Source organism: Providencia sp. PROV130, assembly GCF_028482225.1.
GTDB lineage: Bacteria > Pseudomonadota > Gammaproteobacteria > Enterobacterales > Enterobacteriaceae > Providencia > Providencia rettgeri.
Map to the genome: position 1 here is coordinate 217,778 of NZ_JAMPQC010000013.1, position 24,014 is coordinate 241,791.

A 24,014-nucleotide genomic window follows, 5' to 3' on the forward strand; every position below is an offset into this window, starting at 1 on the left:
ATGTTCATTCAACACGTTAGCGAGCGACCTTCAGCAATATCAGTCAACTTACTTAAACAACCAGAGCTATTTAGCCAAACCACATGCAACGAGCTGATCTATAAAAAATTTATCAGTATCGAATATGTTCCTATTGCCATTCTCGGCGAAATGGAAATTCTACTTGAGCAGACGGTGTCCGATGCTGTGCCGGTCGATAGCCGCGAACGTATCAAGTTGGTAGTCCATGCACATACCTGCCCAGTGGTCAGCAATTATTCCACTCTTTTAATACTGCATGTAGTTACATGAAGAAATCATCAGTCATTTAACCACTTTTTACGATCAGCTATACCATGAAAAGCCAACACTTACGCAAGGAGCGACACACTATGTTTGATCCAGTCAGTCATTACAGACAGCACACTACCATAACCCTGCCGGGTCGTTTTGTCGCTGCGTTGGAGCCCTTACCCGATGATGTAGATGGATTGATTGGTGCGGTACAAAATCTACTGGTTCATTACCAAACGGATAAAGCGAAACTATCACCAGACATTATCGCTGCCCGAGGTGCAGAGGTGGATTTACGCTGGGCTGAGGCGATGCTTAACCGCCTGATGCAATTACAGGATGGAAATCTACTTTTACCTCGTGAGCCTGCGAAACGTCTGCTGTGTACCTGCCGAGATTTTGCCGTATTGCTCTGTACTTTTATGCGCTATAAGCAGATCCCGTCCCGGGTTCGCTATGGCTTCGCCCACGATCAATACAAACCAGAGCGACCCATACATGACCATGTGCTGGTAGAGTACTGGGATGGGCAGCACTGGCGTTATGCCGAAAGTCGTTTGTATGCGCTTCCGGAGCCCATACAAGATATTGACCAAAAAGATTTTCCGCGCGACCTATTCTTTAGTGGCGGAGAAACATGGCGACTGATTCGAGCCGGTAACCTCAGTGAGCGAGCTTTTAGTGGTTATCACTTTGACGACGATTATGGACAGTGGATCGTGCGTAACCTATTTCTGTTTGATATGGCTTCATTATGCGGATATGAGCCCCTCATGTGGGATGCATGGGGCGTATTACTAGAGGAAAAACCAGGTACACGGGTCATGAATGTTGACCAGTTGGCATTGCTCGACAGGCAGGCGCAATTTGATGTGTGTGATAGAGCAGACTGTGCATCACTACGTACTGCTCTGTTATCATGCTCTGAACTATACTATCTGCACGACGTTCACAGCTTTAGTCCAGTAAAAGGAACCTACCGCGTCAATATCCATAGGAATGAGGGAGAATAATGCGCCCGATGATCCTGGAAGGACTGGCTAGCTATCTACCGGCCACAACTCTGGTACTAGAACGCGACTATGAGCGATTCGGTATTTCTCAAAATCAGGCTCGAGTTTTCAGCCGTATGTACGGGCTACCCAACTGTCCTGTGGAAGAAGGTGATGAACTTCACATGCTGTTGCGAACCTGCGAGAAACTACTGGCTGCCTCCCCTAAACTGCATCAGCAAATCGACATAGTGATATATGCACATACAGGTGCCATCAGCGGTGTATGGGGGCAGAGTACCGTAACACAATTGGTGAGACATTTGAGGCTGAAACATGCACTACCACTGGCGACCTGCAGTAATAACTGCGTAGCTATATTTTCTGCATTAGATTTCGCGAAACATCACCTGCAGGGTGCCGGTTCTAACGCAAAGGCGTTGATTGTAGTCGGCGAAATAGCTGACAATGTTGAATTACGTCTTGTGTCAAACGTAGCAATTGTTGGTGATGGTGCTGGTGCCGGAATTTTCTCACTTGCAGGCAGCGGTCCAAAAATGCTAGCGCATACCATTCACAACTGGCCAGGCTATTCCCACGGTATCTGGCTACCGACAAATTCTGATTGCTACAAAGATTTTGAGCTGCACTATCAGGCTCGCCTGAAAGCGGTAATAGACAATGTGTTGTGGCAGGCGGACACAACACTAGATCAAATCTGCTGGATTATTCCCCATAACGTCAATATCTGGATGTGGCACAAGGCGGCAACACACCTTGATTTTCCGCTGGAAAAAATATTCCTGAGTAATATTAACCGCACTGCTCATTGTTTAGGCGCAGACATGTTTATCAATTTTCAATCCCTACAGGAGAGAGCTAAATTTTATGCTGGTGATAAAGTACTGATGGTTTCGGCAGGCGTTGGCGGGGTGTTTGGTGCAGCACTTTTTCAGTATTAATACATTATTAAATGATGAAATAAAGGTAACTGCTGAAATAAGCCAAATGGCAACCTACAGGCTCCCCCTTTGACAATTATAAAATTTTTTATGATTGCATGGTTATTTGGTGAAGTGCTTATTACTAGCTTACTGCTTAGTGCCAGAGCACGTAAAGTGATGCGTTCTTTGTTATCGGAGAACGTAAATATTAATCATTCCAGCAGGATAGGAGCATTAATTATATTATCTCTTTTCATTGTTTGCATTTGTAGGACTGGTGCTGTGCCTGGTCGAGGAACAGCGGTTACTGACATTATTCACATCAATCGGAGCAGTTTTTATCTGTAAGTAATTTTTATCAGTTACATTACTGATATTCAAACTAATTTAAGGATAAATTATGACACAGAACCGTAGCAAAACATCATCTAGTCTTTCCTTTAAAATGGCAAAGAAATTTACAATTGAGAATGATTGTCTGACCATTGGGGGTATACCTCTTCCCCGGCTAGCACAACAAATGGGGCAGACACCTTTTTTTGCCTACTCTCGTGAGCTTATAGAACGTCAGGTGGAGTTATTAAGGATCCATATTCCGAAAAAGATTAGTATTCACTATGCCATCAAAGCTAACCCATTTGTCCCTGTCGTACATCACCTGTCGCGACTGGTAGAAGGGTTTGATGTAGCATCGGCGAATGAAATGGCACTGGCGCTGAACTGTGGTGTTTCTCCCGAAAATATTAGTTTTGCTGGGCCAGGGAAGACGGTAGAAGAGTTACAACGTGCAGTGGCCGCTCAGATATTACTGAATGTCGAATCAATCACTGAACTACAGCGGATCAAAGATATTGCAGTGGAATATACTATCGCTGCACGCATCTCACTTCGTATCAATCCTGATTACAAGCTCAATTCATCTGGCATGAAAATGGGCGGCGGGCCGCACCAGTTTGGTATGGACGTATCCTGTGTGCAGGATGCCATGATGATGATCCGTGACAACCCTGAACAATTGCATTTTGAAGGTTTTCAAATCTTCCCAAGTTCGCAAAATCTGCGCTCTGATTTTCTGATTGAGACACAAAGCAAAGCGCTGGATCTGGTCATTCAACTAGCAAAAATTGCCCCCTATCCGGTACGGCGCTTTAATCTTGGTGGCGGGTTTGGTGTCCCTTACTTCCAAGGCGACATAGAGCTGGATGTGGCATCTGTAGGAAAAGCAATGCATGCTCTGGTCGCCAAAGCAGAACAGTACTTGCCTGAAGCAGAGATCATTCTGGAACTAGGGCGTTTTCTAGTTGCACCTGCGGGGATCTATGTCACGAAAATTATCGACCGTAAAGTATCGCATGAAGTGACTTACTTGGTCACAGATGGAGGTATGAACCATCACCTTGCTGCATCAGGTAATTTAGGTCAGCTCATCCGTCGCAATTATCCGGCTGTTATTGGTAACAAAATACAAGGGGATCAACGGGAAATAGTCAATGTAGTGGGACCGTTATGCACACCTCTAGATATTTTGCTGAACCAAAGTGATGTCTCTGTCGCAAAGCCGGGGGATTATATTGTTATTTTTCAGTCGGGAGCTTACGGCCTGACCGCCAGTCCAAACGGTTTTCTTAGCCGGAAAACTGCAGCAGAAGTTTTAGTATGAGTCAGGTCAAATTCAATTGAGTAGCAGGAGATAACTTTGATAAGTAAATTACTCAACGATGCACATAAATTCATACTTCATATAGTATCCTATCCCCTTTACTATTTCTGCTTAGGCTCAACCCACTGATTGTGATTTCGCATGGTAACTCAGGCAGCTTGTAGAGTCTCCATAATCTGGTAGCTTAGTGAGTAGCATCGGCAAGAAAGCCGAAATAGATATTGCCGAAGATGCCACACTTAAAATTGGCCAAAAGCTAATTGAAAAGGTTGGCGCACTTAAGCAAAGCATCACGGGTACCAAACAAGAAATTATTGCACCGGTTGTTTGGATTGGTAGCCAAAAAATTAACGTGGCGCAGCTGATGATTGATACACTGGATATTGTGAAAGAGCTGGCCGAACTTACTGCAAGCCACAGCCACCACAACACAGGAACACCATTGAATGCCAATGCCATCAAAGGCACCGCAGGTAAATCAGATGGCTTGAAAGAAAAGTATCAGCCAGTTATTGGTTAATAAAGTTTTAGTCCAACTCTTGCCCACAGCCGTGGGCTTTTTTATACCTGTAATTTAACAGCATGTAAGACAGCCTAAGCACTCCAACCATCAAACCACATCAAGCAACCTTTCATTTGGATCACATCAATAGCATGGCGCAGGCGCAGCGCTACCCCACGAAATAAAGTCCTCTACCACGTAAAATGCACTACACCGCACCCGCCTGCACAATTTGGATCTAAACTTTATTTCAGTTTTGAAATTCTACAAAACATATCGCCAAGCCGCGCCAGTGCTAGGGAGTTACCGAAAATTTCAAACTGAAATGTGAGCAAAGAATTTCAGGGGATTACAGTTTTTGGATCATGAAATGGATCGCACTAAAAATACAACGCAATGAAAGATAAAAGAAATTTCTATTTTACGTGGCTTTCATTGGATCGCGATATCAACAGCGTAATTTCAAAAAGTCAGCATCCATGCGGCTTGAGATAAATTAAAAAATGAAATTCATAATAACATTAATTTATACAGAGTATCTTTAATCATTTCCATTGCTTCTTCGTCTTCAAAAAACATATAATCAGACCTGATTCTATCTCGAGCTGAATTCCATTTTTTCTCTAACAAGTTGATTAGCTCTACATTATTAGCTCTATAAATAGCATAATCATAAGCCCCTTTTAAAAGAGGGAAGACTATTGCATTAGCAATGTGATTGACTTGTTCTGAGTATATTTTGTCAAAACTGTTTTTTTCAATACCAATAGCTGAAAGTATATCCTCACATGTATAATGTCCAGTTATAATTCTATTTCTTAAGTTATCATTTAACATATAAATAAAGACCCCAAGAATTTTATAAATAACTAATACAAAAGCTGAATTTTCTTCAATGGAGCTATTACTAGTATGTTGATAAATTTTTAAATATTTAAAAAGCTTCTCTACATCACGTAAAGAAAATTGGCGTTCTTTTATTAAATAAGAGATAAACCCCTCATATCCAGGTGTAGATAATATCTTTAAATTTTGATTTCCTTTAACTAAATAGCTGAAATATGAAATTGAATTGCTATACATTCTTTCATCATATTTTTTATGGTACTCAAGAAGATTTATTTTAAAACCAATAAATTTTTCCAAGTATCTAGTTGCATTTATTGATTCGCCATATACTTTACTAATTGATGAGGATAGTTGTTCTATGTTAGTCACCAATACAAACTTAACATTCTTTATATCAAAAATATGTTTTATAGATTCAATCATTTTCAAAGCATAATTAGGTCTACACCTATCTAATTCATCAACAAAAACAATAACAGGGTTATCACGAGCCAATGATTCAAGAATACTCCTTAACGCAGAAACATTCTCAGTAGATTTTTCATGTGTATCTAATAAGTTATCAATAGTCGCATCTATTGCTGTTGCGGTTTGATCTTTTAAAGCTTCCGATAAATCTTCGCCTAGTTTTTCTACATTTTCTTTAAGTATTAAAGTGGTACTAGCATTAAGCAAAACCTTTGATGCATATTTAATAACAGGTATTGCCTTCTTTATTATGGATTTTTTATCTTCTTTATCTGGAAACAATGAAACTATAGCTGCAATTAATGTTAAAATAGGCTCATCTGAACTATCAGCATTAAAAGCATCAATATAAACGCATTTTAGTTTCTCATTACTTCCTTTCATTTCTTGAATTGTTTTAAGACAGAACTCAGTTTTACCTGTCCCCCAATCACCATTTATCACTATTGGTGAAAGGTCAATATCACTTTCTAGTAAATTAATTAGCTTTTCAGCTATAGGTTTTCTAGAAAACTCATCCCTTGTAGAAAAAGATAGTTCAGATTGCATATAACCACCCATTAAAATTTTAAGTAAATGAAGTTATAGCAAGTTCATTTTTATTATCAATACAACATATGGCTTTATCACTATAAAGGTCACACTTCCAGCGACAAAAAAGCTTATCCTCATAATTGAAGTTAGGTGTGTAATCTCAGACACAAACTACCTAAAAAATTAATTCTGAGACTATTTTTTATACATAGCCAGCCAAAAACATATCCATAGCTTAACGAACGCCTCTTACAGATTTGAACTTCTTCAAAATCTCTGTCGCCATTTTGTCGCCATTGGCTTTTAGATACAAAAAAGCCACTTCTTTCAAAGTGGCTTAATGCGCTGATTTAACAGCTAAAATTTGGTGGCCCCTACTGGACTTGAACCAGTGACCAATCGATTATGAGTCGACTGCTCTAACCAACTGAGCTAAGGGGCCAAAGTGGAGAGGATTATACGTGTAGTTTTAGCTTAGGTCTAGTATTTCGAAACCGTATGCTGAAATTGTGTTCAACTCAATCGCTCCTCTTATAATTCAAGGCGATAGCATAAGTAATTGCTATCATTTGAAAGTCGTTTTCTGCAATTTTAATGAGCCCTACTCTTTTTTATTTAAATCAGTTTCTCACGCCTTATTTATATTTAACGCTTACCAATATCAAATTAATAATAAAAACAACATCATAATGGCAACTAAATTTATTAAAAATTCTTTATTCAAATAATTGATATAAAACAATATTTTTTACATTCAGATCTCACAATATAGTTTATAGATAATTCGCATATAGGACAAAAATGATGAAAAAAGTACGTGCAGTTCAATATGGTTGCGGAAAAATGGGTAAATTTTTGATCCGTTACTTGCAAGAGCATGGCGCTGACGTTGTGGCGGCTTTTGATATCAATGAAGCGGTTATTGGCAAAGATATAGGCGAAATCGCAGGGACGACGCTAACAGGGGTAAAAGTACAACCGCTACATGAAGCAAATAAAACCCTCGAAACATTAAAGCCTGATGTTGGCATCATCGCCACATTGAGCACCATGGCTGATTTAGAAGATGCATTCTCCTTATTTGCTCGCCATGGTGTGAATGCAATTTCAACCGGAGAAGAAGCCCTTTATCCATGGAATTCATCACCAGAAATTACGCAAAAACTCGATGCACTAGCCAAAGAAAATAATTGTACCCTTGCAGGTAGTGGCTACCCTGATATGTATTGGGGCGTACTCATTGACACCTTAGCAGGCTCCATGCACAAATTGGTGAAAATCAAAGGTTCTAGCTGCTATAACGTTGAAGATTATGGTATCGCTCTCGCCGTTGGCCACGGTGCTGGTTTAACCGTTGATGAGTTCGACAAACAAATTGGTAACTATAACGACTTACCTTACGATATTATTTCTCAGAAAATCGAAAGTGGTGAATATGCACCTCCCTATATGTGGACACAAAATGGTTGGCTATGCAGCCGGCTTGGTCTGACGATCATCAACCAAACTCAGCGCTGTGTACCGCAAATTGCTCAACAAGATATTTACTCCGACACCCTCAAAATGACCGTCAAAAAAGGAGATGTACTGGGCTTATCTGCCGTGGTGATCACCGAAACAGCAGAAGGTATTACCCTTGAAACAGAGTGTATTGGAAAAATCTTAACGGCGGATGAGTGTGATAAAAACAGCTGGCAATTCATTGGTGAACCCAACACCTCAATTGAAGTGAATAACCCAGCAACTGTAGAATTAACTTGTGCAAATTTGGTGAACCGTATTCCGGCATTGATTAATAGCCCAGCAGGCTATACCACCACAGAAAAAATGCCAAACAATGTGTTTATGACCAAACCTATGCATGAGTATTTATAGCGAACGCCGCCCACCTTTCGGTGGGCGACTTACCGGCACCTAGCCTCAGCGCGGTTTCACCATCTGCCATTCTAAGTGATGTTTTATCGACGGCCATTCTGACTCGATAATACTATATACACAGCTATCACGTAGCTCACCTGTTTTAGTTTTCATATGGTTGCGCAAAATACCATCGAGCTTGGCCCCTAAACGTTCAATAGCTCGACGACTTTGGCTATTTAAAAAGTGCGTACGAAACTCCACTGCAACACAATTTAATTCCTCAAAAGCATGCCTTAACAGCAAATATTTAGCCTCTGTATTTAATGCCGTGCGTTGTACTTCGACCCCATACCAAGTGGCTCCGATTTCAACCCGTCTTACTGCATGGTCCACACGGTTATAAGAAGTAATACCCACAGGCTGACCACTGCGTTTATCTATTACCACAAAAGGTAAACATTCCTTTTTCTGGAAATTTTCCAGACGCTTTTCCACATCTTGAGAGAAATGCTCAGGCTCAGGGACTAAGGTATACCACAAATTATTCAACCCATCTCGTCGAATGATATCTGCCAGTTCGGCATCATATTGGTGAGATAGAGGCTCAAGGCGAACATATTCACCTTCTAAAGTAATAGCTTGGCAAATCTCTTTCATCATGGTTTTCCTATATTGTTCTTTATGCTCTGTGTCTCTTTTTTTAATCTCTTTTTATGACATAAAAAAAGAAAAACGCCTATTTTTTTATGACACTCAGCTATTTAACCGAAAACATATGATAAAAATCACAAAATTTTAACATCTTTACCAAATTGCGGCTTCATTACGCTACAGTTAACTCATCTGACCTGTTAATGAAATCCCGAATGGGAGTATAATAATGAGCAATTTCCCACACCTTTTTACCCCGCTTGATTTAGGCCATACCGTCCTAAAAAATCGCATTTTGATGGGCTCAATGCATACTGGGCTTGAAGAACACCCACAAGGCAGCGAACGACTGGCGCATTTCTACCGCTTACGCGCTGAAAATGGTGTCAGCCTCATCATTACTGGTGGCATTGCCCCCAATCCTGAAGGGGCACTTACTGCACATGGCGCAGTACTAAATGATGAAAAACAGCTGTTATTTCATCAACAAATTACGGATGCCGTCCACCAAGCTGACGGTAAAATCGCCTTACAAATTTTGCATGCAGGGCGCTATGGGCTACACCCCAAATTAGTTGCCCCAAGCCCTATTCAAGCAGAAATTATTCCATTTGCCCCCAGAGAGCTCTCAACTGATGAAGTTGAAAAAACAATTGATGACTTTGTAACAACAGCCAAACTCGCTCAACAAGCAGGCTATGATGGTGTCGAAATTATGGGCTCCGAAGGTTATTTAATTAACCAATTCATCACCAAACGTACCAACCATAGAACCGATAAATGGGGTGGAAGCTACACAAACCGAATTCGGTTTCCTATTGAAATCGTACGGCGAATACGGGAAGCCGTTGGTGCTAACTTTATTATTATTTATCGACTTTCCATGTTGGATTTAGTCGAAGAAGGTTCAATATGGGAAGAAATCGAATTACTTGCCAAACAAATTGAGAATGCAGGCGCCAGTATGATTAACACGGGTATTGGTTGGCACGAAGCTCGAATACCGACGATAGCAACACAAGTCCCACGTAGTGCATTTAGTTGGGTTACCCAGAAATTAATGGGAAAAGTGAATATTCCGCTGATAACCACTAACCGCATCAATGACCCTTTTGTTGCAGAACATATTATTGCCAATCATCAAGCCGATATGGTTTCAATGGCTCGGCCGTTTCTTGCTGATGAAGCGTTTGTTCGCAAAGCGGCAGAAAATAGAGCAGACGAAATTAATACCTGTATTGGCTGCAACCAAGCCTGTCTCGACCTCATTTTTAGTGGAAAACTGGCCAGTTGTTTAGTTAACCCACAAGCCGTTAGAGAAATGGATTACCCCAACGAAAAAGCCCCACAGAGTAAATCTGTTGCGGTTGTTGGCGCAGGGCCTGCTGGGTTGTCTTGTGCAATTTACGCTGCAAAACGGGGGCACCGTGTCACTTTGTTTGAAAAATCTAACTACATAGGTGGGCAATTTAACCTCGCAAAGCAAATACCCGGTAAAGAAGAGTTTCATGAAACTATCCGTTACTTCTGCCGACAACTAGAACTATTAAATGTTGATGTGCGCCTTGAACACCAAGCCGATGTTGACTGTTTATCGGGGTTTGATGAAGTCATTATTGCAACGGGTGTCATCCCACGGAAAATCCAGCTTGAAGGGGTTGATCACCATAAAGTCATTTCTTATATCGATGTCATCACCAAACAACGCTCGGTTGGGAAAAGCGCCGCGATTATTGGTGCTGGAGGGATTGGCTTTGACGTTGCTGAATTACTAACCCAAGAAGGGAAAAGTAGCAGTTTAGATGCTTCACTATTTAATAAAGAGTGGAATATTGATACCACAATTCATTCTAAAGGTGGCGTATTCCCCCCACAAAAAGTCCCTATGGCATCAGCCCGTCAATTGTACTTATTACAGCGTAAAAATAGTAAAGTAGGGGCCGGTCTTGGTAAAACGACGGGTTGGGTTCATCGTTTGTCACTGATGAAACGTGGTGTTCATATGCTAAATGGTGTTGAATACATGCGAGTTGATGACGAAGGGCTCCATATTCGCTATCAAGATAAAACCCAATGCCTTCCCGTTGACAATGTGATTTTATGTGCAGGTCAAGAGCCTTACCGGCCATTAAAAATACAATTAGCAGAACGTGGTATTAATGCCCATGTTATTGGTGGTGCTGATGTAGCAGCCGAGCTTGACGCTCGCCGCGCCATTGAACAAGGAATGAAAATCGCGTATCAGCTTTGATTGCTTGTTCTATTGGTGAGGTTTGTCACTGAAATTAATCGTATTTTCAAAAATAAAGGCAGAGATTGTTTTCACGATCCCTGCCTTTTTCTTTAGTTTATTTGCTCGTTAATCACGGTGAGACAACCGCGCTTCCGCGTTCGCCAGTTTCTCATCTTCGGCTAAGCACACCGCCGCAGTAAATAACACGTCAGTTGAAGAGTTAAGCGCCGTTTCTGCTGAATCCTGTAACACGCCAATCATCACACCAACCGCGACGACTTGCATCGCAATCTCATTTGAAATACCAAACATGTTACAAGCTAATGGGATCAGTAATAGTGAGCCCCCTGCAACCCCTGAGGCACCACACGCACATACTGCAGCCACAACACTTAATAACAATGCCGTTGGGATATCAACAGGGATCCCTAACGTATGTACCGCAGCTAACGTCAGAACAGTAATCGTTACCGCTGCGCCTGCCATATTGATGGTTGCGCCTAATGGGATAGAAACAGAATAGGTATCTTCATGCAAATTCATACGACGACACATCCCCATATTCACAGGGATATTCGCGGCAGAACTACGTGTAAAGAATGCCGTTACCCCACTTTCACGTAAGCAAGCGAAAACTAATGGATATGGGTTGCGTTTCATTTTCCAATACACAATTAGTGGATTAACAATGAAAGCAACTATCAGCATACAGCCAATTAATACGGCGAGAACATGTATATAGCCTTTTAAGGTTGCAAAGCCTGTCGTTGCGATAGTTGAAGCAACCAAACCAAAAATCCCTAAAGGCGCTAAGCGGATCACAACACGTACCAGTTGTGTTACTGCATTAGAAAAGTCATGAACTAAATTTTTTGTGGTTTCATTTGCATGGCGCAGCGCAATACCCAGCCCGATCGCCCACGCTAATATACCAATATAATTACCCTTAATCAGTGCGTCGACAGGATTCGCAAATATGTTGATTAGCAAACCTTTTAACACTTCGGCAATATTACCCGGTGGATTTAACTGTGTATCACCCACTGCTAAAACTAAACTTGACGGGAACAGGAAAGAACCAATAACTGCGACAACCGCAGCAAAAAATGTTCCCAAAATATACAACACCAATATCGGTTTGATATTGGTTTTTTGCCCTTGACGATGGTTAGCAATGGATGACATCACTAATACCCATACCAATACCGGAGCAACCGCCTTTAACGCACTAACGAATAAATCCCCTAACAACCCGACATTTTTTGCAGCAGATGGCCATAACCATGCAAGCAAAATACCCGCGACCAAACCAACCAATATCTGTTTGACTAGACTACCTTGGCTAATAACTCGCCATAACCCTATTTTATTTGTATCCATAATAGACCTATATTATTTATCTTTTTTAGGAATTAAATGTGTTTGCACAGCAAGTATAAGGAATAATAGTCGCCTGAAAAGGCAATTATTCAAAATATACACAATGATTGACTTTGTTTAACAAACATTTTACATAACTGTGATCTCAATAGAGTTTTGTTTCTTATAGTAGAATGAGAGGAGTAAAATGGTTGAGTATTTTCATAGAGTTAAAAAAAATCCCCTACTTTTACAGTAGAGGATTTAAAAGTGAAAAAGTTAAATTAACTTTTTGCTTCGTTACGTTTATTAACAATCGCATTAATGATTAACGTTACGACTAAGATTGACGCAATCACCCCCAACGAAATCGGCGTTGGAATATGAAAAATATCGATTAACAGCATTTTTATACCGATAAAGCTTAAAATCACTGCTAAACCGTATTTTAGCATTGAGAACTTCTCAGCAACCCCAGACAACAAGAAATACATGGCACGTAGGCCTAAAATGGCAAATAAATTCGATGTTAAAACAATGAATGGGTCAGTTGTTACCGCAAAAATAGCGGGTATGCTGTCCACCGCAAATATCACATCGCTAATTTCAACTAAAATCAGTACTAAAATAAGTGGAGTCGCAAACAGGACACCATTACGTTTAATAAAGAATTTTTCACCATGCAATTCATCCGTCATACGTAAATGAGAACGAACCCATTTTACTAACGGTTTATCCGTAATTGGCGAGTCATCTTCTTTAGCAAAAGCCATTTTCAAACCAGTAAATAGCAAGAACAAGCCAAATACATATAAAATCCAGCTAAATTGTGTGACTAACCAACTGCCTGCAAAAATCATAATTGTACGAAGTACGATAGCGCCTAATACTCCATAAACCAGCACACGACGCTGTAAATTTGCAGGGATTGCAAAATAACTAAAGAGCATTAACCAAACAAATACGTTATCAATAGCTAATGCTTTTTCTAATAAATAACCCGTTAAGAACGCTATTGTTTGGCTATCGGCAAACTCACGTCCCACGTTTTCATTAAGATACCACCAAAAGCCCGCCGCAAAGAGAAGTGAAAGCGTTACCCACACGATACTCCAAGCCGCAGCCTGTTTCATCGACATTGCTTGGCCTTTGTGTTTCCCTTGCCAGAACAAATCAATGAGTAGCATAAGTAAAATAATAACGGCAAAACTACCCCATAAAATAGGGTTACCAACTGAGTGCATTTTCCTTTCCCTTAAAAACAAAAAACGGCTGATATCCAGAAGACATCAGCCGCTTAAAATTCATTAACCACAAGTTATTTCTTTTGGTTGTAAATTATGAGCAAACCTCGCCTTCTGGCAAGGTCTCACTTACAACACAAATAACCCGAAAACAGGGAACTGTGGTGCTCGGCTACCGGGTGTAATGAGTACACCGTAATGACGATAAACCGACAAGAAGAAGTTACTCCCCTTTGCTATGGCGATAAGATACGGTAAATAGTCTTAAAATGCAATAATTAGCCATTATTGTTTTATCGTTATTTTTTTACATTAAAAGATAAATTAACCAGTATATTTCGCATACTCTAAGCAAAAAGTAGGTTAAAAGCCATTTTTAAGCACTTTACATCGTTACATGCCACACAATAATTTGTAAAAATCGGCCGAAACTTAAATGAATTCTAAAAATAAGCTTAAAATTTGCTGTTTAGTTATTTTCTGTTTTGTTAAAGTGAGCGTGTTTTACACTAACAGCCTGAGGAAACACTACTTTCACTTTGGCATTCACTTAATCCATTTCTCCCTGCCCAACAACAAGTTTGTTGCTGTTATTGCCGTTTAGGAAACATTAATGGAATTAGTTAAAGAACTTTTTTTCGCCCTTTGGCACCAAGATTATGTCACCCTATCTAACCCTGCGTTAGTGTGGTCGATTTATTTCATGCTGTTCGCTATCTTGTTTCTTGAAAACGGGGTATTACCTGCAGCGTTTTTACCTGGCGATAGCTTGTTGATTTTAGTTGGTGTACTCATCGCTAAAGGCACATTAAGTTATCCACTCACCATCGTAATTTTAACCGCTGGCGCCAGTTTAGGTTGCTGGGTAGGTTATATACAAGGGCGATGGCTGGGGAACACACGTATTGTTAAAGGCTGGCTAGCACACTTACCCGAACACTACCACCAACGCGCTCATGGCTTATTCCATCGTCATGGCCTCGCTGCCTTATTAATTGGCCGTTTTTTAGCTTTTGTTAGAACACTACTTCCAACAATTGCAGGTCTCGCAGGTTTACAGAATGGCCGTTTCCAAGTATTTAATTGGTTAAGTGGTCTGTTGTGGGTGTTAATTTTAACTGCTATCGGTTATGGCTTTGGTAAAAGTCCAATCTTCCTACAATATGAGCATCACATTATGAATGTATTGATGCTAATTCCTGTAGGCTTATTAATCCTTGGGTTAATCGGTAGTATTGCTGTTGTCGTAAAGAAAAAACTGTCTAGCAAAAAAGTAAATTAATCCTACATGCGGGAACCAATTTGTTCCCGCATTATTAATTTTACTTAATTTTACTTCCCTCCTTTCTCATCACATGCTGTATTTCTAATTAATTGATTACACGATATTTTTTAAATCTGTAATTTTTACATGTTTTCTTAATATCGGGTTTATTATTGAATAACTCATTGCACTTAATGCAAAAACAGTTATTGTTAATACAGTGAAGTTTCTTTTCTATTGATAGGAGGTTCTATATGTCATCAAATCATTCATCAGAAGACCTACGCGCGGAACTAAAAGCGTTAGCAGATTCTCTTGAAGCCGTATTGAATGATACAGGCGAGAAGTCGAAAGAAGAGATTGAAAGCTTGAAATCCAAAGCGAAAGACGCACTTTGCTCATCTCGTGCTAGGCTCGGCCAAACCACCGAAAGGATCACTGAACAAACTAAAGAAATTGCGGGTCGCGCAGACAACTATGTCAAAGAAAACCCATGGACTGGTATCGGTATTGGTGCTGCCGTTGGTGTAGTTCTTGGCGTACTTCTCGCGAAACGTTAATTGCTTATGGAACAAAATCAACAACGTCAGGGCCCCGGTAAAGGGGTCCTTGAAATACTGCAACGCATCGCCAGTATTACCGTTAATATTGTTGAAACTCGCCTTCAGCTCATTGCCGTCGAGCTCGAAGAAGAGAAAGTTAATTTTATCCAGCTGCTATTATTAGTTGGGCTAGCACTTCTTTTTACTGCTTTTGGCCTGATGTGTCTAATTGGACTCATTTTTTGGTCTGTAGACCCTATTTACCGTTATCAAGCACTGGCTATCACGACAGGGATTTTGGTTCTACTCGCCGTTATCTTTGCTGTTTGGGCGCTCAAAAAAGCGAAACAGTCTACTTTATTGAGCTCCACACGGGAGCAACTAAGCCAGGATGCAAATGCATTAGCAGGTAAGGATAATGACCAGAAATAAACGCCAATTACTTGCCGAAAGAAAACAACGGTTACTCAACAGAATTGAGCAGCAACGGAATGACCTTGCTGCCAGCTCTGAAGATTGGCTGCATGTGACAGCCCCTTATGACCGTACATGGAAAACCTTCGTTACCTTCCGTCCTTTATTTATTGCAGCAACAGGCCTGCTTTCGATTTATTCACTAAAAAAACCACAACGCATACTTCAATTAGGAAAAAAAGCCTTCACAATGTGGGGCATAGTAAGAACAATTCAAAGTACAATTAATGCAGGAAAGAAATAATTCAACTTAAAATCAATAAGTTAATCTAACCACGACACTTCAACTCATTCCCCCTCATCACCATTCAAATTTTTTGACCATCTTTGTGAATAAGCTTTGCTTTTTATTGAATAAGCAAATGACTATTATAAGTCCATCGAATGTTTTCTTACCTATTTGTGCTGAAAACAACACTACAAAGCGACATATATCGCAACTAATTTATATTTAATGACTTATTAGTCTGGAGAATCTCAATGAAAAATTTAGAAAGTGGTGCGGTATTATTAGCTCGCATTATGATGCCAATTCTGTTCATTGTCGCTGGGTATGGAAAACTGGGAGATGCATACGCAGGAACACAACAATACATGCAAGCAATGGGCGTTCCAGGCTTTTTATTACCTTTAACCATTTTATTAGAATTTGGCGGCGGCTTAGCAATTCTGTTCGGCTTCTTAACTCGAACTGTCGCTTTATTTACAGCAGGCTTTACGGTATTAACCGCACTCCTGTTCCATATCGATTTTAGCGTTGCACCAAATAGCTTAATGTTTATGAAAAACTTTACTATTGCCGGCGGTTTCTTACTGTTAGCTGTGACTGGCCCAGGGAAATTTAGTATTGACCATTTATTAAACAAAAAATGGTAACTCCGATTTCATTATCACCCTTATTACCTTATTGATTTTGTTTGTCCAACTTATACCTCCCTCGGGAGGTATTTTTTTGCCTAAAAAAGGCGTTGAATCAGTTGGGGGAAAATCACTTAAGTGAGCGATTCTCAGTAGGCAGTAAATTGATGTTGATGGGTTTATTTTTCAATCTCAGGTTAACTTCTAAATAATTTATACGGTAACAGGCCTAAAAATATTTTATATCTATTAAACCGCGAGTCACAAACTACATACGTAAACTCTAAATAGTTTGAGTTGTAGGTAGGCGGCAAATTGAGTCATCCCGTGAGCATACATAAGTATGTGACTCGGGTGACTCAATGAAGCCAACACCCCTACGGCTCAAAATATAACGAGTTTACACCCTGAATAATTTGGGGATTTCTCGGAGACACCACGACTTAGCCTCCCCCATACTATCTCGTCGCCATGCCATAATAATATTCGTCTCATGGCTATACTCTGCGCCAACTACTTTTAAACGCCCTTCACGAATATCTTGTTCAACCATTGGATACGGCATCGTTGCAACACCAAGGCCTGCCAATAAAGCATTGTGTTTATCTTCAATTGTTGACACTGTTAATCGTTGTTGTTTATCCAACAACTGTACCGTGATCACAGGCCGCTCACGTGCGGTATCAGCCACTGCAATTCCACGGTACTTCACTCGAGTCGCATCAGATAATGGTTCAGGTTCTTGATGAATGGGGTGATCCGGGCTCGCTACATAAATATGATTAATGGTGTATAACGATTTAGAGTTAATTTCTGAAGATGACCGAAAATGCATATCAGGAGCAATGACGATATCCGCTTTGCCGCTTTCAAGGCGTTCCCATGCTCCCGCCAATACTTCAGTAATCAAAGATAACTGTGTTTCTGATTTTTCCGCCAATCGTTCCACCAGTGGAAAGAGTGAATGAGCAGGAACTAAAGCCTCGCACACGATGGTTAAATGCGTTTCCCATCCTTTTGCAAGGGCTTCCGCGTCAGATGTTAGCTTATCAGCAGCTTCAAGTAGGATCCTTCCTCTATCAAGTAACATCCTACCGACATTCGTAAATTTAGTTCTATGCCCTGAACGGTCAAATAAAATGACATCGAGCTCTTCTTCTAATTTTTGCATGGTATAGCTTAGCGCAGATGGGACTCGCCCCAACTCTTCAGCAGCTGCAGCAAAACTACCACGGCGATCGATTGCATCCATAACCCTTAATGATTCAAGCGTTAATGCTCTCTCTTTACTCATGAAGTTTCTCTTTCAGGAAATTTGAACAAGGGAAACAGATTAACTGGCTAACAATTCAACGTCCAGCTATTTATTATAACAATAGATTATTAACTTATTTATTTTCGATGGGGGTTAACCATTATGATGACACTGAGACCCGCTAACCATTGCGGAAAAGCTGATTATGGTTGGCTGCAAGCGCGTTATTCCTTTTCATTTGGCCATTATTTTGACCCAGATTTTATGGGTTTTAAAACACTCAGAGTGCTGAATCAAGAGGTTATTGCGCCACAAAATGCGCTACAGCCAAGAACCTACCCACATGTCGATATCTTAAATATCATCCTAAAAGGGCATGCAGAATATCGAGATAGTCTAGGTAATACCATCCAAGCGGATGAAGGTGAATGTGTGCGTTTTTCACCACGCCCAGATCTTAGCTACAGTGAACAAAATGTGTGCCCTAAAACACCACTAACGCGTTTGCAGCTGTGGCTAAATGCTTGCCCACAGCAAGAATCTTTACCCTTGCAAAAAATAGCCATTAGTGAAAATGAGAGTAAGCTTATCGCCTCTCCTGACGGGGAAGATCAAAGCATTCAATTACGTCAACAAATTTGGATCACTCAAATTCACTTAGCAGCCAATGAATCAACAGCGATCACGCTAAAAGGAAAAAATTCATTCCTTCAGTCTATACATGGTGGAGCAACATTACGAACACCAAAAGGCGAACAACTCAGGATGAATTGCAATGATGGGGCATTTATCCAAGATGATAATCAAATCATCATTAGTGCAGATAAACCGTTTAGAGGCCTGCTAATCGACCTTGGGGGACAAAACTAGTCATTTTCCTGCTATAACAGCATGAATTTTGCGAACGGATTCGCAAATTTCATGATTTACATATCCTACATATTGACACGCTTGTGTTAGAGTCCTGCCATTAGCGAGCAAAAAACACGTAATTTTCTTGCTCAAATGCTTTTTCGTTTTGATTTTAAAGGTGTTTCCGTGGCTCTATTCACTCAACAACGACATAATCAAATTTTTGCTCAAATTCTGAATGAGGTTGTTCCTCAGGACGAATTAGCAAAAAATTTTTCCGTTTCTACTCGAACTATTCGTTCTGATATCAATGAAATCAATGAATTGATACAGCCATATCGTGCACATATTGTGTATGAACGAGGTCGTGGTTACCGGTTGAACATTGAAGATGAAGCCCTATTTGCGACCTTTACTCAGCAAAATGACGAAGACAATCATATCCCTCGAACGAGCAAAGAGCGCATTGATGCACTGCTATTAAAGCTCTTAATGCTATCACTTCCCGTAAAGCTTGATGATATCGCTGAGGAATGGTTTATCAGCCGAGGCACTTTACAACAAGATATGGGTGCGGTGAGAGAACAGCTACAAAAATACCAAATTGCATTAGAAAGTATTCCTCACCAAGGTATTCGTTTGAATGGTAGCGAGTGGGCGGTTCGAGCTTGTATGACTGAAACTTTATGGCGTCGTTATTGCGCACAGATAGCACCTGATTTAACCACTTTCCGCCCCGATTGTCTGGATAATTTAGACCTGTCATATATCGATAAAGTATTACATAACAGTTTGAATCGTTTTGATATTCGGATTAGCAATGAAGGCCATTTATACCTAGTTTTTAATTGTGCGGTCACTATTTTGCGTATAACTCGCGGCCATGAGCTCACCACTGCGGTCAAAAACGATGATAGTGAAGAAGTGATCCGTAAAGCGTGCGATGAAATCTCCAACGGTTTAATCTACTTTCTTGGCAATGATCTTTCTGGGGCAGAACTGAGCTATTTGCATGACCAAATTGTTGCCCAACGTATTAGTAACCAAGACTCTAGTGCGCAAAAAAGTGGTACTCATAATGAGCTATGTGAATATATTTTAAATTATATTAATGAATTATATAATTATGACTTACGAAATGATGAAAAGCTCAAAAAAGATCTCAATACGCATCTTGCGGCCTTAATCACGCGCCTGCAGTATCATATTTCCACGCCAAATCCATTATTATCTGATATTAAACAATATTATCCGTTTGCCTATGACGTCACACTCAGTGCATTAACCAGCGCAAGTAAGCAATTACTTCCTCATCCAATCAGTGAAGATGAACTGGGTTACCTTGCAGTTCATATTGGTGTTAGCCTCGAACGTAACTATGGCGCAGGGTCAATTCGCCAAACAGAAGTACTGGTAGTCACCGATGCAGGAAACTCCACGTTTCGCGTGGTTGAATCTAAAATCATGCGTGAGTTTCCACAACTCAAATTTAGCCGAGGGTTAACATTACAAGAGTATGAATCCTTGGGTGAAGTCACTGAAGATTTCGTGATAACCACAGTACGAATTTCAGAGAAAAACAAGCCTGTTATTAAAATCGCGCCTTTCCCAACGCCCTATCAGCTAGAGCAAGTTGGCCGCTTAGCTATGGTTGATCAAACCCGCCCTTATATTATTGAGCGTTTTTTTGATGAACGGTTCTTTATGGTAATTAATGAAAAAATTAGCCAAGAAGAGCTATTTCAAATGGTTTGCCATAAATTACAGCAAGAAGGCTATGTAACCTCCGATTTTTATCCATCACTACAAGAACGTGAATCAATTGTTTCCACATTGCTCGGAGAAGGCATCGCATTACCCCACTCTTTAGGCTTACTTGCCAATAAAACGGTGGTTGCAACCGTTGTGGCCCCAAAAGGCATTGAATGGAATAAAGAAACCAAAGAGAACGCTTATGTCATTTTCTTGTTGGCTATTAGTAAAACAGACTATGAAGAAGCGATGGCTATTTATGATTTATTCGTTACCTTTGTAAAGGAAAAAACAACTCGTCGCTTAGTAAGTGTAAAAAATTTCAATGAATTCCAAGTGATAGCTAAAGATAGCTTAGCACGTATCCTCTAATCTGATAGCAACTTCCACTTCGTAGTGGAAAAGTGGAAATTGCTGACTTTTACGTGATCCTAACCACAACTCTCGCAAATATTTTCCTATCCTAAACGGCCTGTTTTACGCACAGAGTAACTAAGTGGAAGTTATTACAATCAACACAACATAGTTTCCATTTATTGTTTCCACTTTTCTTTCCAGTTCTTTTTTTCAATTCCATTTTTTATGTAAAAAAATAATTAATTGATAAACAACATATTTTATTCGAAGTATTGTTATTTTTATCCTTTTTCGATAGTTGATCGATGTCAATTTTTCCACTTAATTTCCATATAGAATAAAAAACACACCAATCCAGCTAATATTTATTTCCAAATAATTTCCACTTTGAAGTGGAAATTCACTGCCTGCAAAAAATCCCAATAAACGTCTAATGTATAAGACATGAAGGAACAGAGTAGTCTAACTTGCAATATTACTTTGGATTTTAAATAGTTATGAGTGAATCAGTTGTCGTTTTTAAAATGTTAGAACATAACCTTGATATTGATGAGGTGACACAAAAACTGCTAGCAGTGATTACTGACTGGCTCAAGCAGGAGGATTGCTATACCACGGATGTACAACAACAGATGTTGGAGTCTCATTTACGTGCCATGGTCGGTAGAGCAAAAACGGGTGAAGCCTTACCAGAAGTTGATATCAGCCTATTTGATGAAATCTCTGAACATTCGATTACGCTCGCGCAACGGGTTGTTGACACACTTCCCGGTTTAGCACCTGAAGAGACCTATTTACTCTCTGTTCACTTTGAAGTTGCACGTTCAAATGATTAATTACTAATTTGGTAGGATTTGGAGAATATTTTATGAAACAGATAGTTGTTGTTATCGGTGACCGTTTAGGTAAAGGCCAAAAAGTTGCCGCGGGTGTTGAAGCTGCTGGCGGTAAAGCGATTGTTGTTCCAGGTGTCGCCGCTGACATGAAACTTGGCGATGTGATGAACGCAGAACAAGCCGATTTAGGGATCTCATTTTGTGGAAGTGGTGGCGCTGGTGCAATCACGGCTCAAACTAAGTATGGCTATAAAGCTCGCTATGGGATGCGCTCCATTGAAGAGGGAGAAACCGCAATTGCAGACGGTTGCAATGTATTAGGTTTCGGTTTTATGGACAAGGAAGAGTTAGGCGAGCGCTTAGTAAAAGCATTCAATAAAAAATACGGCAACGCTTAATGAAAAAATCTATCGAAACGGTTGTACGGGTTACAGGGCAAGGCGACACTAAGCAAAAAGCGATAGCTGACGCCTTAAATTCAATTCAAAAAACCGTACTGAAAAACAGCACAGACATCATCCTACGAATTGAACCAAAGGATGTTGAAGTGATTAGTGCTCACTCTCATTCGCGGACAGAAAAATTTCTTTTTCTCTTTTTGCCACGCAAACGTGAACATTTTCGTGTTGTACTCGACGTTTCGCTGGATGTCACTTTACTTTCTGTCAACGAAATACCATTTACAGAACAATAATAGCAATCAGGTCTGGAGTTAATTCCATGAGTGAAACTGCATCTTTTCTAGAAATATTGGGCATGTCCCTGATCATCGGTGGGCTCTGCGGCTTTGGCTTAGGCGCAGGGGCTGCGCGTATGTTCCACGCACCAACCATACAAGGCATGGGGGCATTCCGTACATTGGGTGAGCTGAACGCGTGTGAAGGCGACCCAGCATCTCACTTTTCTTTTGGCTTAGGATTTTTCTTTAATGCATGGGCATCATCAGTTGCTGCAGGGGCATTTACACAAGACGTTGACCACCGCATCATCCCAAACTGGGGTGCGGCAGCGCTGTTAACCAAAAACCGTAGTGTTGCTGACACACTGCATAACCCGAAAAAAATGGCGATTGCTTGTGCCATCATCGGGGCATTAGTTGTCGCCTTCTTAAACACAACCGCTTCCGCAGTTCCGGCTGCACTGCAAACAACAGCCATTAACGTACTAGTGCCCGCCGCTAACTTGTTAGTTAACACGGTGATGCCAGTCATCTTCTGGTTAGCCGCCATGGATGCAGGGCGTCGTTCAGGTTTCTGGGCAACATTATTTGGTGGTTGTGCTCAGTTAATCATGGGGAATGCTATCCCTGGTTTAGTTTTAGGTATCTTGATTGGTAAAGGCGTTGATGACAACGGCTGGAACCGTATCACTCGCACAATGATGATAACCGTGGTTCTCTTGTTCGTTCTCAGCGGCTTCTTCCGTGAGTTCGACCTGAAGATGATCACCTCTTTCAACCTAGATAAACCATTGTGGCTTGAATACGTCCACGGTCTGCTGAGCGGGAAATAATCATGACAACTGAAATTAACAAACAAGATTTTTGGTACGCAGAATGGTCCTTTCCGATTTTTGTTGGGTTGCTATCCGCAGGGATCTTCGCAGGTACCCACATGTATGTCGTCTACGGCTTTGGCGCATTTAACGAAGTGGCGTTCGTCGCCATGTTACGTGCAGGCTTAGATACAGGGGTTTACGGTGCAGTCGCCGCATTCGGTGCAAGTTTCTTATTTGCTCGCATTATCGAAGGATCACTAGTCGGTATTTTAGATATTGGTGGAGCGCTGCAAACTGGTATTGGGCTCGGTGTTCCTGCCCTATTCCTCGCTGCGGGGTGGGATATTCTAGTCACTAACTTCTGGCTTTCATTAGTAACGGGTTTATTCCTTGGTGTATTAATCGGTTTACTGATTGTCTTTGCACGTAAATTCACCATTGCCCAAGCCAACTCAACCTTTGGTGCAGACGTCATGATGGGTGCGGGTAATACTTCAGGTCGATTCTTAGGCCCATTGATTATCTTAGCCGCCATGGCAGCTTCTATTCCAATTGGGATTGGTTCTTTAATCGGCGCATTGATTTTCTATGTATGGCAAAAACCGGTTGCCGGTGGCGCTATTTTAGGTGCGATGTTATTCGGTTATTTCTTCCCAATCGTCGCCTAACAAGTATCCTCCCGGAGCATCTGCTCCGGGTTACTGAATAACATGATTAAAAACAGGCTCGAAATAGTTCAAAGAGTTGCATAAGAGTAA

At 40.7% G+C, this 24,014-nt stretch carries 24 protein-coding genes and 1 tRNA gene; 19 read left to right on the top strand and 6 right to left on the bottom strand.

The window, feature by feature from the left end:
* The 5 genes from PSF28_RS09770 (at nt 1) to PSF28_RS09790 (ending at nt 4,389) form a co-directional block, all read left to right on the top strand.
* On the top strand, nt 1-291 hold the full coding sequence (locus PSF28_RS09770; RefSeq protein ID WP_272684998.1) for a hypothetical protein: 291 nt from the start codon (nt 1-3) through the stop codon (nt 289-291).
* 80 nt (nt 292-371) lie between these two features.
* On the top strand, nt 372-1,286 hold the full coding sequence (locus PSF28_RS09775) for a transglutaminase domain-containing protein (protein WP_272684999.1): 915 nt from the start codon (nt 372-374) through the stop codon (nt 1,284-1,286).
* On the top strand, nt 1,286-2,227 hold the full coding sequence (locus PSF28_RS09780) for a ketoacyl-ACP synthase III family protein (RefSeq protein WP_272685000.1): 942 nt from the start codon (nt 1,286-1,288) through the stop codon (nt 2,225-2,227). Before PSF28_RS09775 ends, PSF28_RS09780 begins: the two co-directional genes overlap by 1 nt.
* 382 nt (nt 2,228-2,609) lie before the next feature.
* Nucleotides 2,610-3,869, top strand: coding sequence for a pyridoxal-dependent decarboxylase, exosortase A system-associated (locus PSF28_RS09785; protein WP_272685001.1), 1,260 nt, complete (start codon nt 2,610-2,612; stop codon nt 3,867-3,869).
* A gap of 187 nt (nt 3,870-4,056) precedes the next feature.
* On the top strand, nt 4,057-4,389 hold the full coding sequence (locus tag PSF28_RS09790; RefSeq protein ID WP_272685002.1) for a hypothetical protein: 333 nt from the start codon (nt 4,057-4,059) through the stop codon (nt 4,387-4,389).
* 492 nt (nt 4,390-4,881) lie between these two features.
* Here the strand turns inward: PSF28_RS09790 and PSF28_RS09795 are convergent, their stop codons facing one another.
* Together PSF28_RS09795 and PSF28_RS09800 are read right to left on the bottom strand one after the other, a co-directional pair.
* Entirely contained in the window at nt 4,882-6,237 is a 1,356-nt protein-coding gene (locus PSF28_RS09795) for a KAP family P-loop NTPase fold protein (protein ID WP_272685003.1), read from the bottom strand.
* 350 nt (nt 6,238-6,587) lie between these two features.
* Nucleotides 6,588-6,664, bottom strand: a tRNA-Ile gene (locus PSF28_RS09800).
* Nucleotides 6,665-7,023: 359 nt separating this feature from the next.
* On the opposite strand from PSF28_RS09800, the gene PSF28_RS09805 reads away from it, so the two are divergent.
* On the top strand, nt 7,024-8,097 hold the full coding sequence (locus tag PSF28_RS09805) for an NAD(P)H-dependent amine dehydrogenase family protein (protein ID WP_210835869.1): 1,074 nt from the start codon (nt 7,024-7,026) through the stop codon (nt 8,095-8,097).
* A gap of 45 nt (nt 8,098-8,142) precedes the next feature.
* On the opposite strand, the gene PSF28_RS09810 is transcribed toward PSF28_RS09805, so the two are convergent.
* Nucleotides 8,143-8,739: a GNAT family N-acetyltransferase gene (locus PSF28_RS09810; RefSeq protein WP_210835915.1), complete on the bottom strand. Its 597-nt coding sequence runs from the start codon at nt 8,737-8,739 to the stop codon at nt 8,143-8,145.
* 223 nt (nt 8,740-8,962) lie between these two features.
* Here PSF28_RS09810 and PSF28_RS09815 point away from each other — a divergent pair, with 223 nt between their 5' ends.
* The gene (locus PSF28_RS09815; RefSeq protein ID WP_210835870.1) at nt 8,963-10,984 is read left to right on the top strand and encodes an NADPH-dependent 2,4-dienoyl-CoA reductase; all 2,022 of its coding nucleotides are present in this window, start codon (nt 8,963-8,965) and stop codon (nt 10,982-10,984) included.
* Between the two features lie 108 nt (nt 10,985-11,092).
* Here PSF28_RS09815 and sstT read toward each other — a convergent pair whose 3' ends face one another.
* Both sstT and PSF28_RS09825 read right to left on the bottom strand, forming a co-directional pair.
* Nucleotides 11,093-12,346, bottom strand: a complete 1,254-nt coding sequence (sstT, locus tag PSF28_RS09820) for a serine/threonine transporter SstT (protein ID WP_210835871.1) — start codon at nt 12,344-12,346, stop codon at nt 11,093-11,095.
* Between the two features lie 263 nt (nt 12,347-12,609).
* Nucleotides 12,610-13,569 (bottom strand): TerC family protein, encoded by a 960-nt coding sequence (locus PSF28_RS09825; protein ID WP_210835872.1) that lies wholly within the window; start codon nt 13,567-13,569, stop codon nt 12,610-12,612.
* A 613-nt stretch (nt 13,570-14,182) separates the two neighbouring features.
* Here PSF28_RS09825 and PSF28_RS09830 point away from each other — a divergent pair.
* From PSF28_RS09830 to PSF28_RS09850, 5 genes are all read left to right on the top strand, one after another.
* Nucleotides 14,183-14,851: a DedA family protein gene (locus PSF28_RS09830; RefSeq protein ID WP_210835874.1), complete on the top strand. Its 669-nt coding sequence runs from the start codon at nt 14,183-14,185 to the stop codon at nt 14,849-14,851.
* 236 nt (nt 14,852-15,087) lie between these two features.
* Nucleotides 15,088-15,393, top strand: coding sequence for a DUF883 family protein (locus PSF28_RS09835; RefSeq protein ID WP_210835876.1), 306 nt, complete (start codon nt 15,088-15,090; stop codon nt 15,391-15,393).
* A gap of 6 nt (nt 15,394-15,399) precedes the next feature.
* Entirely contained in the window at nt 15,400-15,807 is a 408-nt protein-coding gene (locus tag PSF28_RS09840; protein WP_210835877.1) for a phage holin family protein, read from the top strand.
* Complete coding sequence (locus tag PSF28_RS09845; protein ID WP_210835879.1) at nt 15,794-16,093, top strand: YqjK-like family protein; 300 nt, start codon at nt 15,794-15,796, stop codon at nt 16,091-16,093. Before PSF28_RS09840 ends, PSF28_RS09845 begins: the two co-directional genes overlap by 14 nt.
* Nucleotides 16,094-16,329: 236 nt before the next feature.
* Nucleotides 16,330-16,725 carry a DoxX family protein gene (locus PSF28_RS09850; protein WP_210835881.1) on the top strand — a complete coding sequence of 132 codons (396 nt, stop codon included), beginning with the start codon at nt 16,330-16,332 and terminating at the stop codon, nt 16,723-16,725.
* 382 nt (nt 16,726-17,107) lie between these two features.
* Here PSF28_RS09850 and PSF28_RS09855 read toward each other — a convergent pair whose 3' ends face one another.
* Nucleotides 17,108-18,001 (bottom strand): LysR family transcriptional regulator, encoded by an 894-nt coding sequence (locus PSF28_RS09855; protein ID WP_210835883.1) that lies wholly within the window; start codon nt 17,999-18,001, stop codon nt 17,108-17,110.
* A 123-nt stretch (nt 18,002-18,124) separates the two neighbouring features.
* Here PSF28_RS09855 and PSF28_RS09860 point away from each other — a divergent pair, with 123 nt between their 5' ends.
* The 7 genes from PSF28_RS09860 to PSF28_RS09890 all read left to right on the top strand — a co-directional run bounded on the left by PSF28_RS09860 (nt 18,125) and on the right by PSF28_RS09890 (nt 23,924).
* Complete coding sequence (locus PSF28_RS09860) at nt 18,125-18,832, top strand: pirin family protein (RefSeq protein WP_210835885.1); 708 nt, start codon at nt 18,125-18,127, stop codon at nt 18,830-18,832.
* Between the two features lie 135 nt (nt 18,833-18,967).
* Nucleotides 18,968-20,938 carry a BglG family transcription antiterminator gene (locus tag PSF28_RS09865; RefSeq protein ID WP_210835887.1) on the top strand — a complete coding sequence of 657 codons (1,971 nt, stop codon included), beginning with the start codon at nt 18,968-18,970 and terminating at the stop codon, nt 20,936-20,938.
* A 482-nt stretch (nt 20,939-21,420) separates the two neighbouring features.
* A complete protein-coding gene (locus PSF28_RS09870) occupies nt 21,421-21,759 on the top strand; it encodes a PRD domain-containing protein (RefSeq protein WP_004908366.1) in 339 nt (112 codons plus the stop codon).
* A 32-nt stretch (nt 21,760-21,791) separates the two neighbouring features.
* Complete coding sequence (locus tag PSF28_RS09875; RefSeq protein ID WP_004908363.1) at nt 21,792-22,157, top strand: SFCGS family glycine-rich protein; 366 nt, start codon at nt 21,792-21,794, stop codon at nt 22,155-22,157.
* Complete coding sequence (locus tag PSF28_RS09880) at nt 22,157-22,453, top strand: DUF4312 family protein (protein WP_004258180.1); 297 nt, start codon at nt 22,157-22,159, stop codon at nt 22,451-22,453. Before PSF28_RS09875 ends, PSF28_RS09880 begins: the two co-directional genes overlap by 1 nt.
* Before the next feature lie 26 nt (nt 22,454-22,479).
* Nucleotides 22,480-23,271, top strand: a complete 792-nt coding sequence (locus tag PSF28_RS09885; RefSeq protein WP_006659131.1) for a DUF4311 domain-containing protein — start codon at nt 22,480-22,482, stop codon at nt 23,269-23,271.
* A gap of 2 nt (nt 23,272-23,273) precedes the next feature.
* Nucleotides 23,274-23,924, top strand: coding sequence for a DUF4310 family protein (locus PSF28_RS09890; protein ID WP_004908356.1), 651 nt, complete (start codon nt 23,274-23,276; stop codon nt 23,922-23,924).
* Nucleotides 23,925-24,014: the final 90 nt, after the last annotated feature.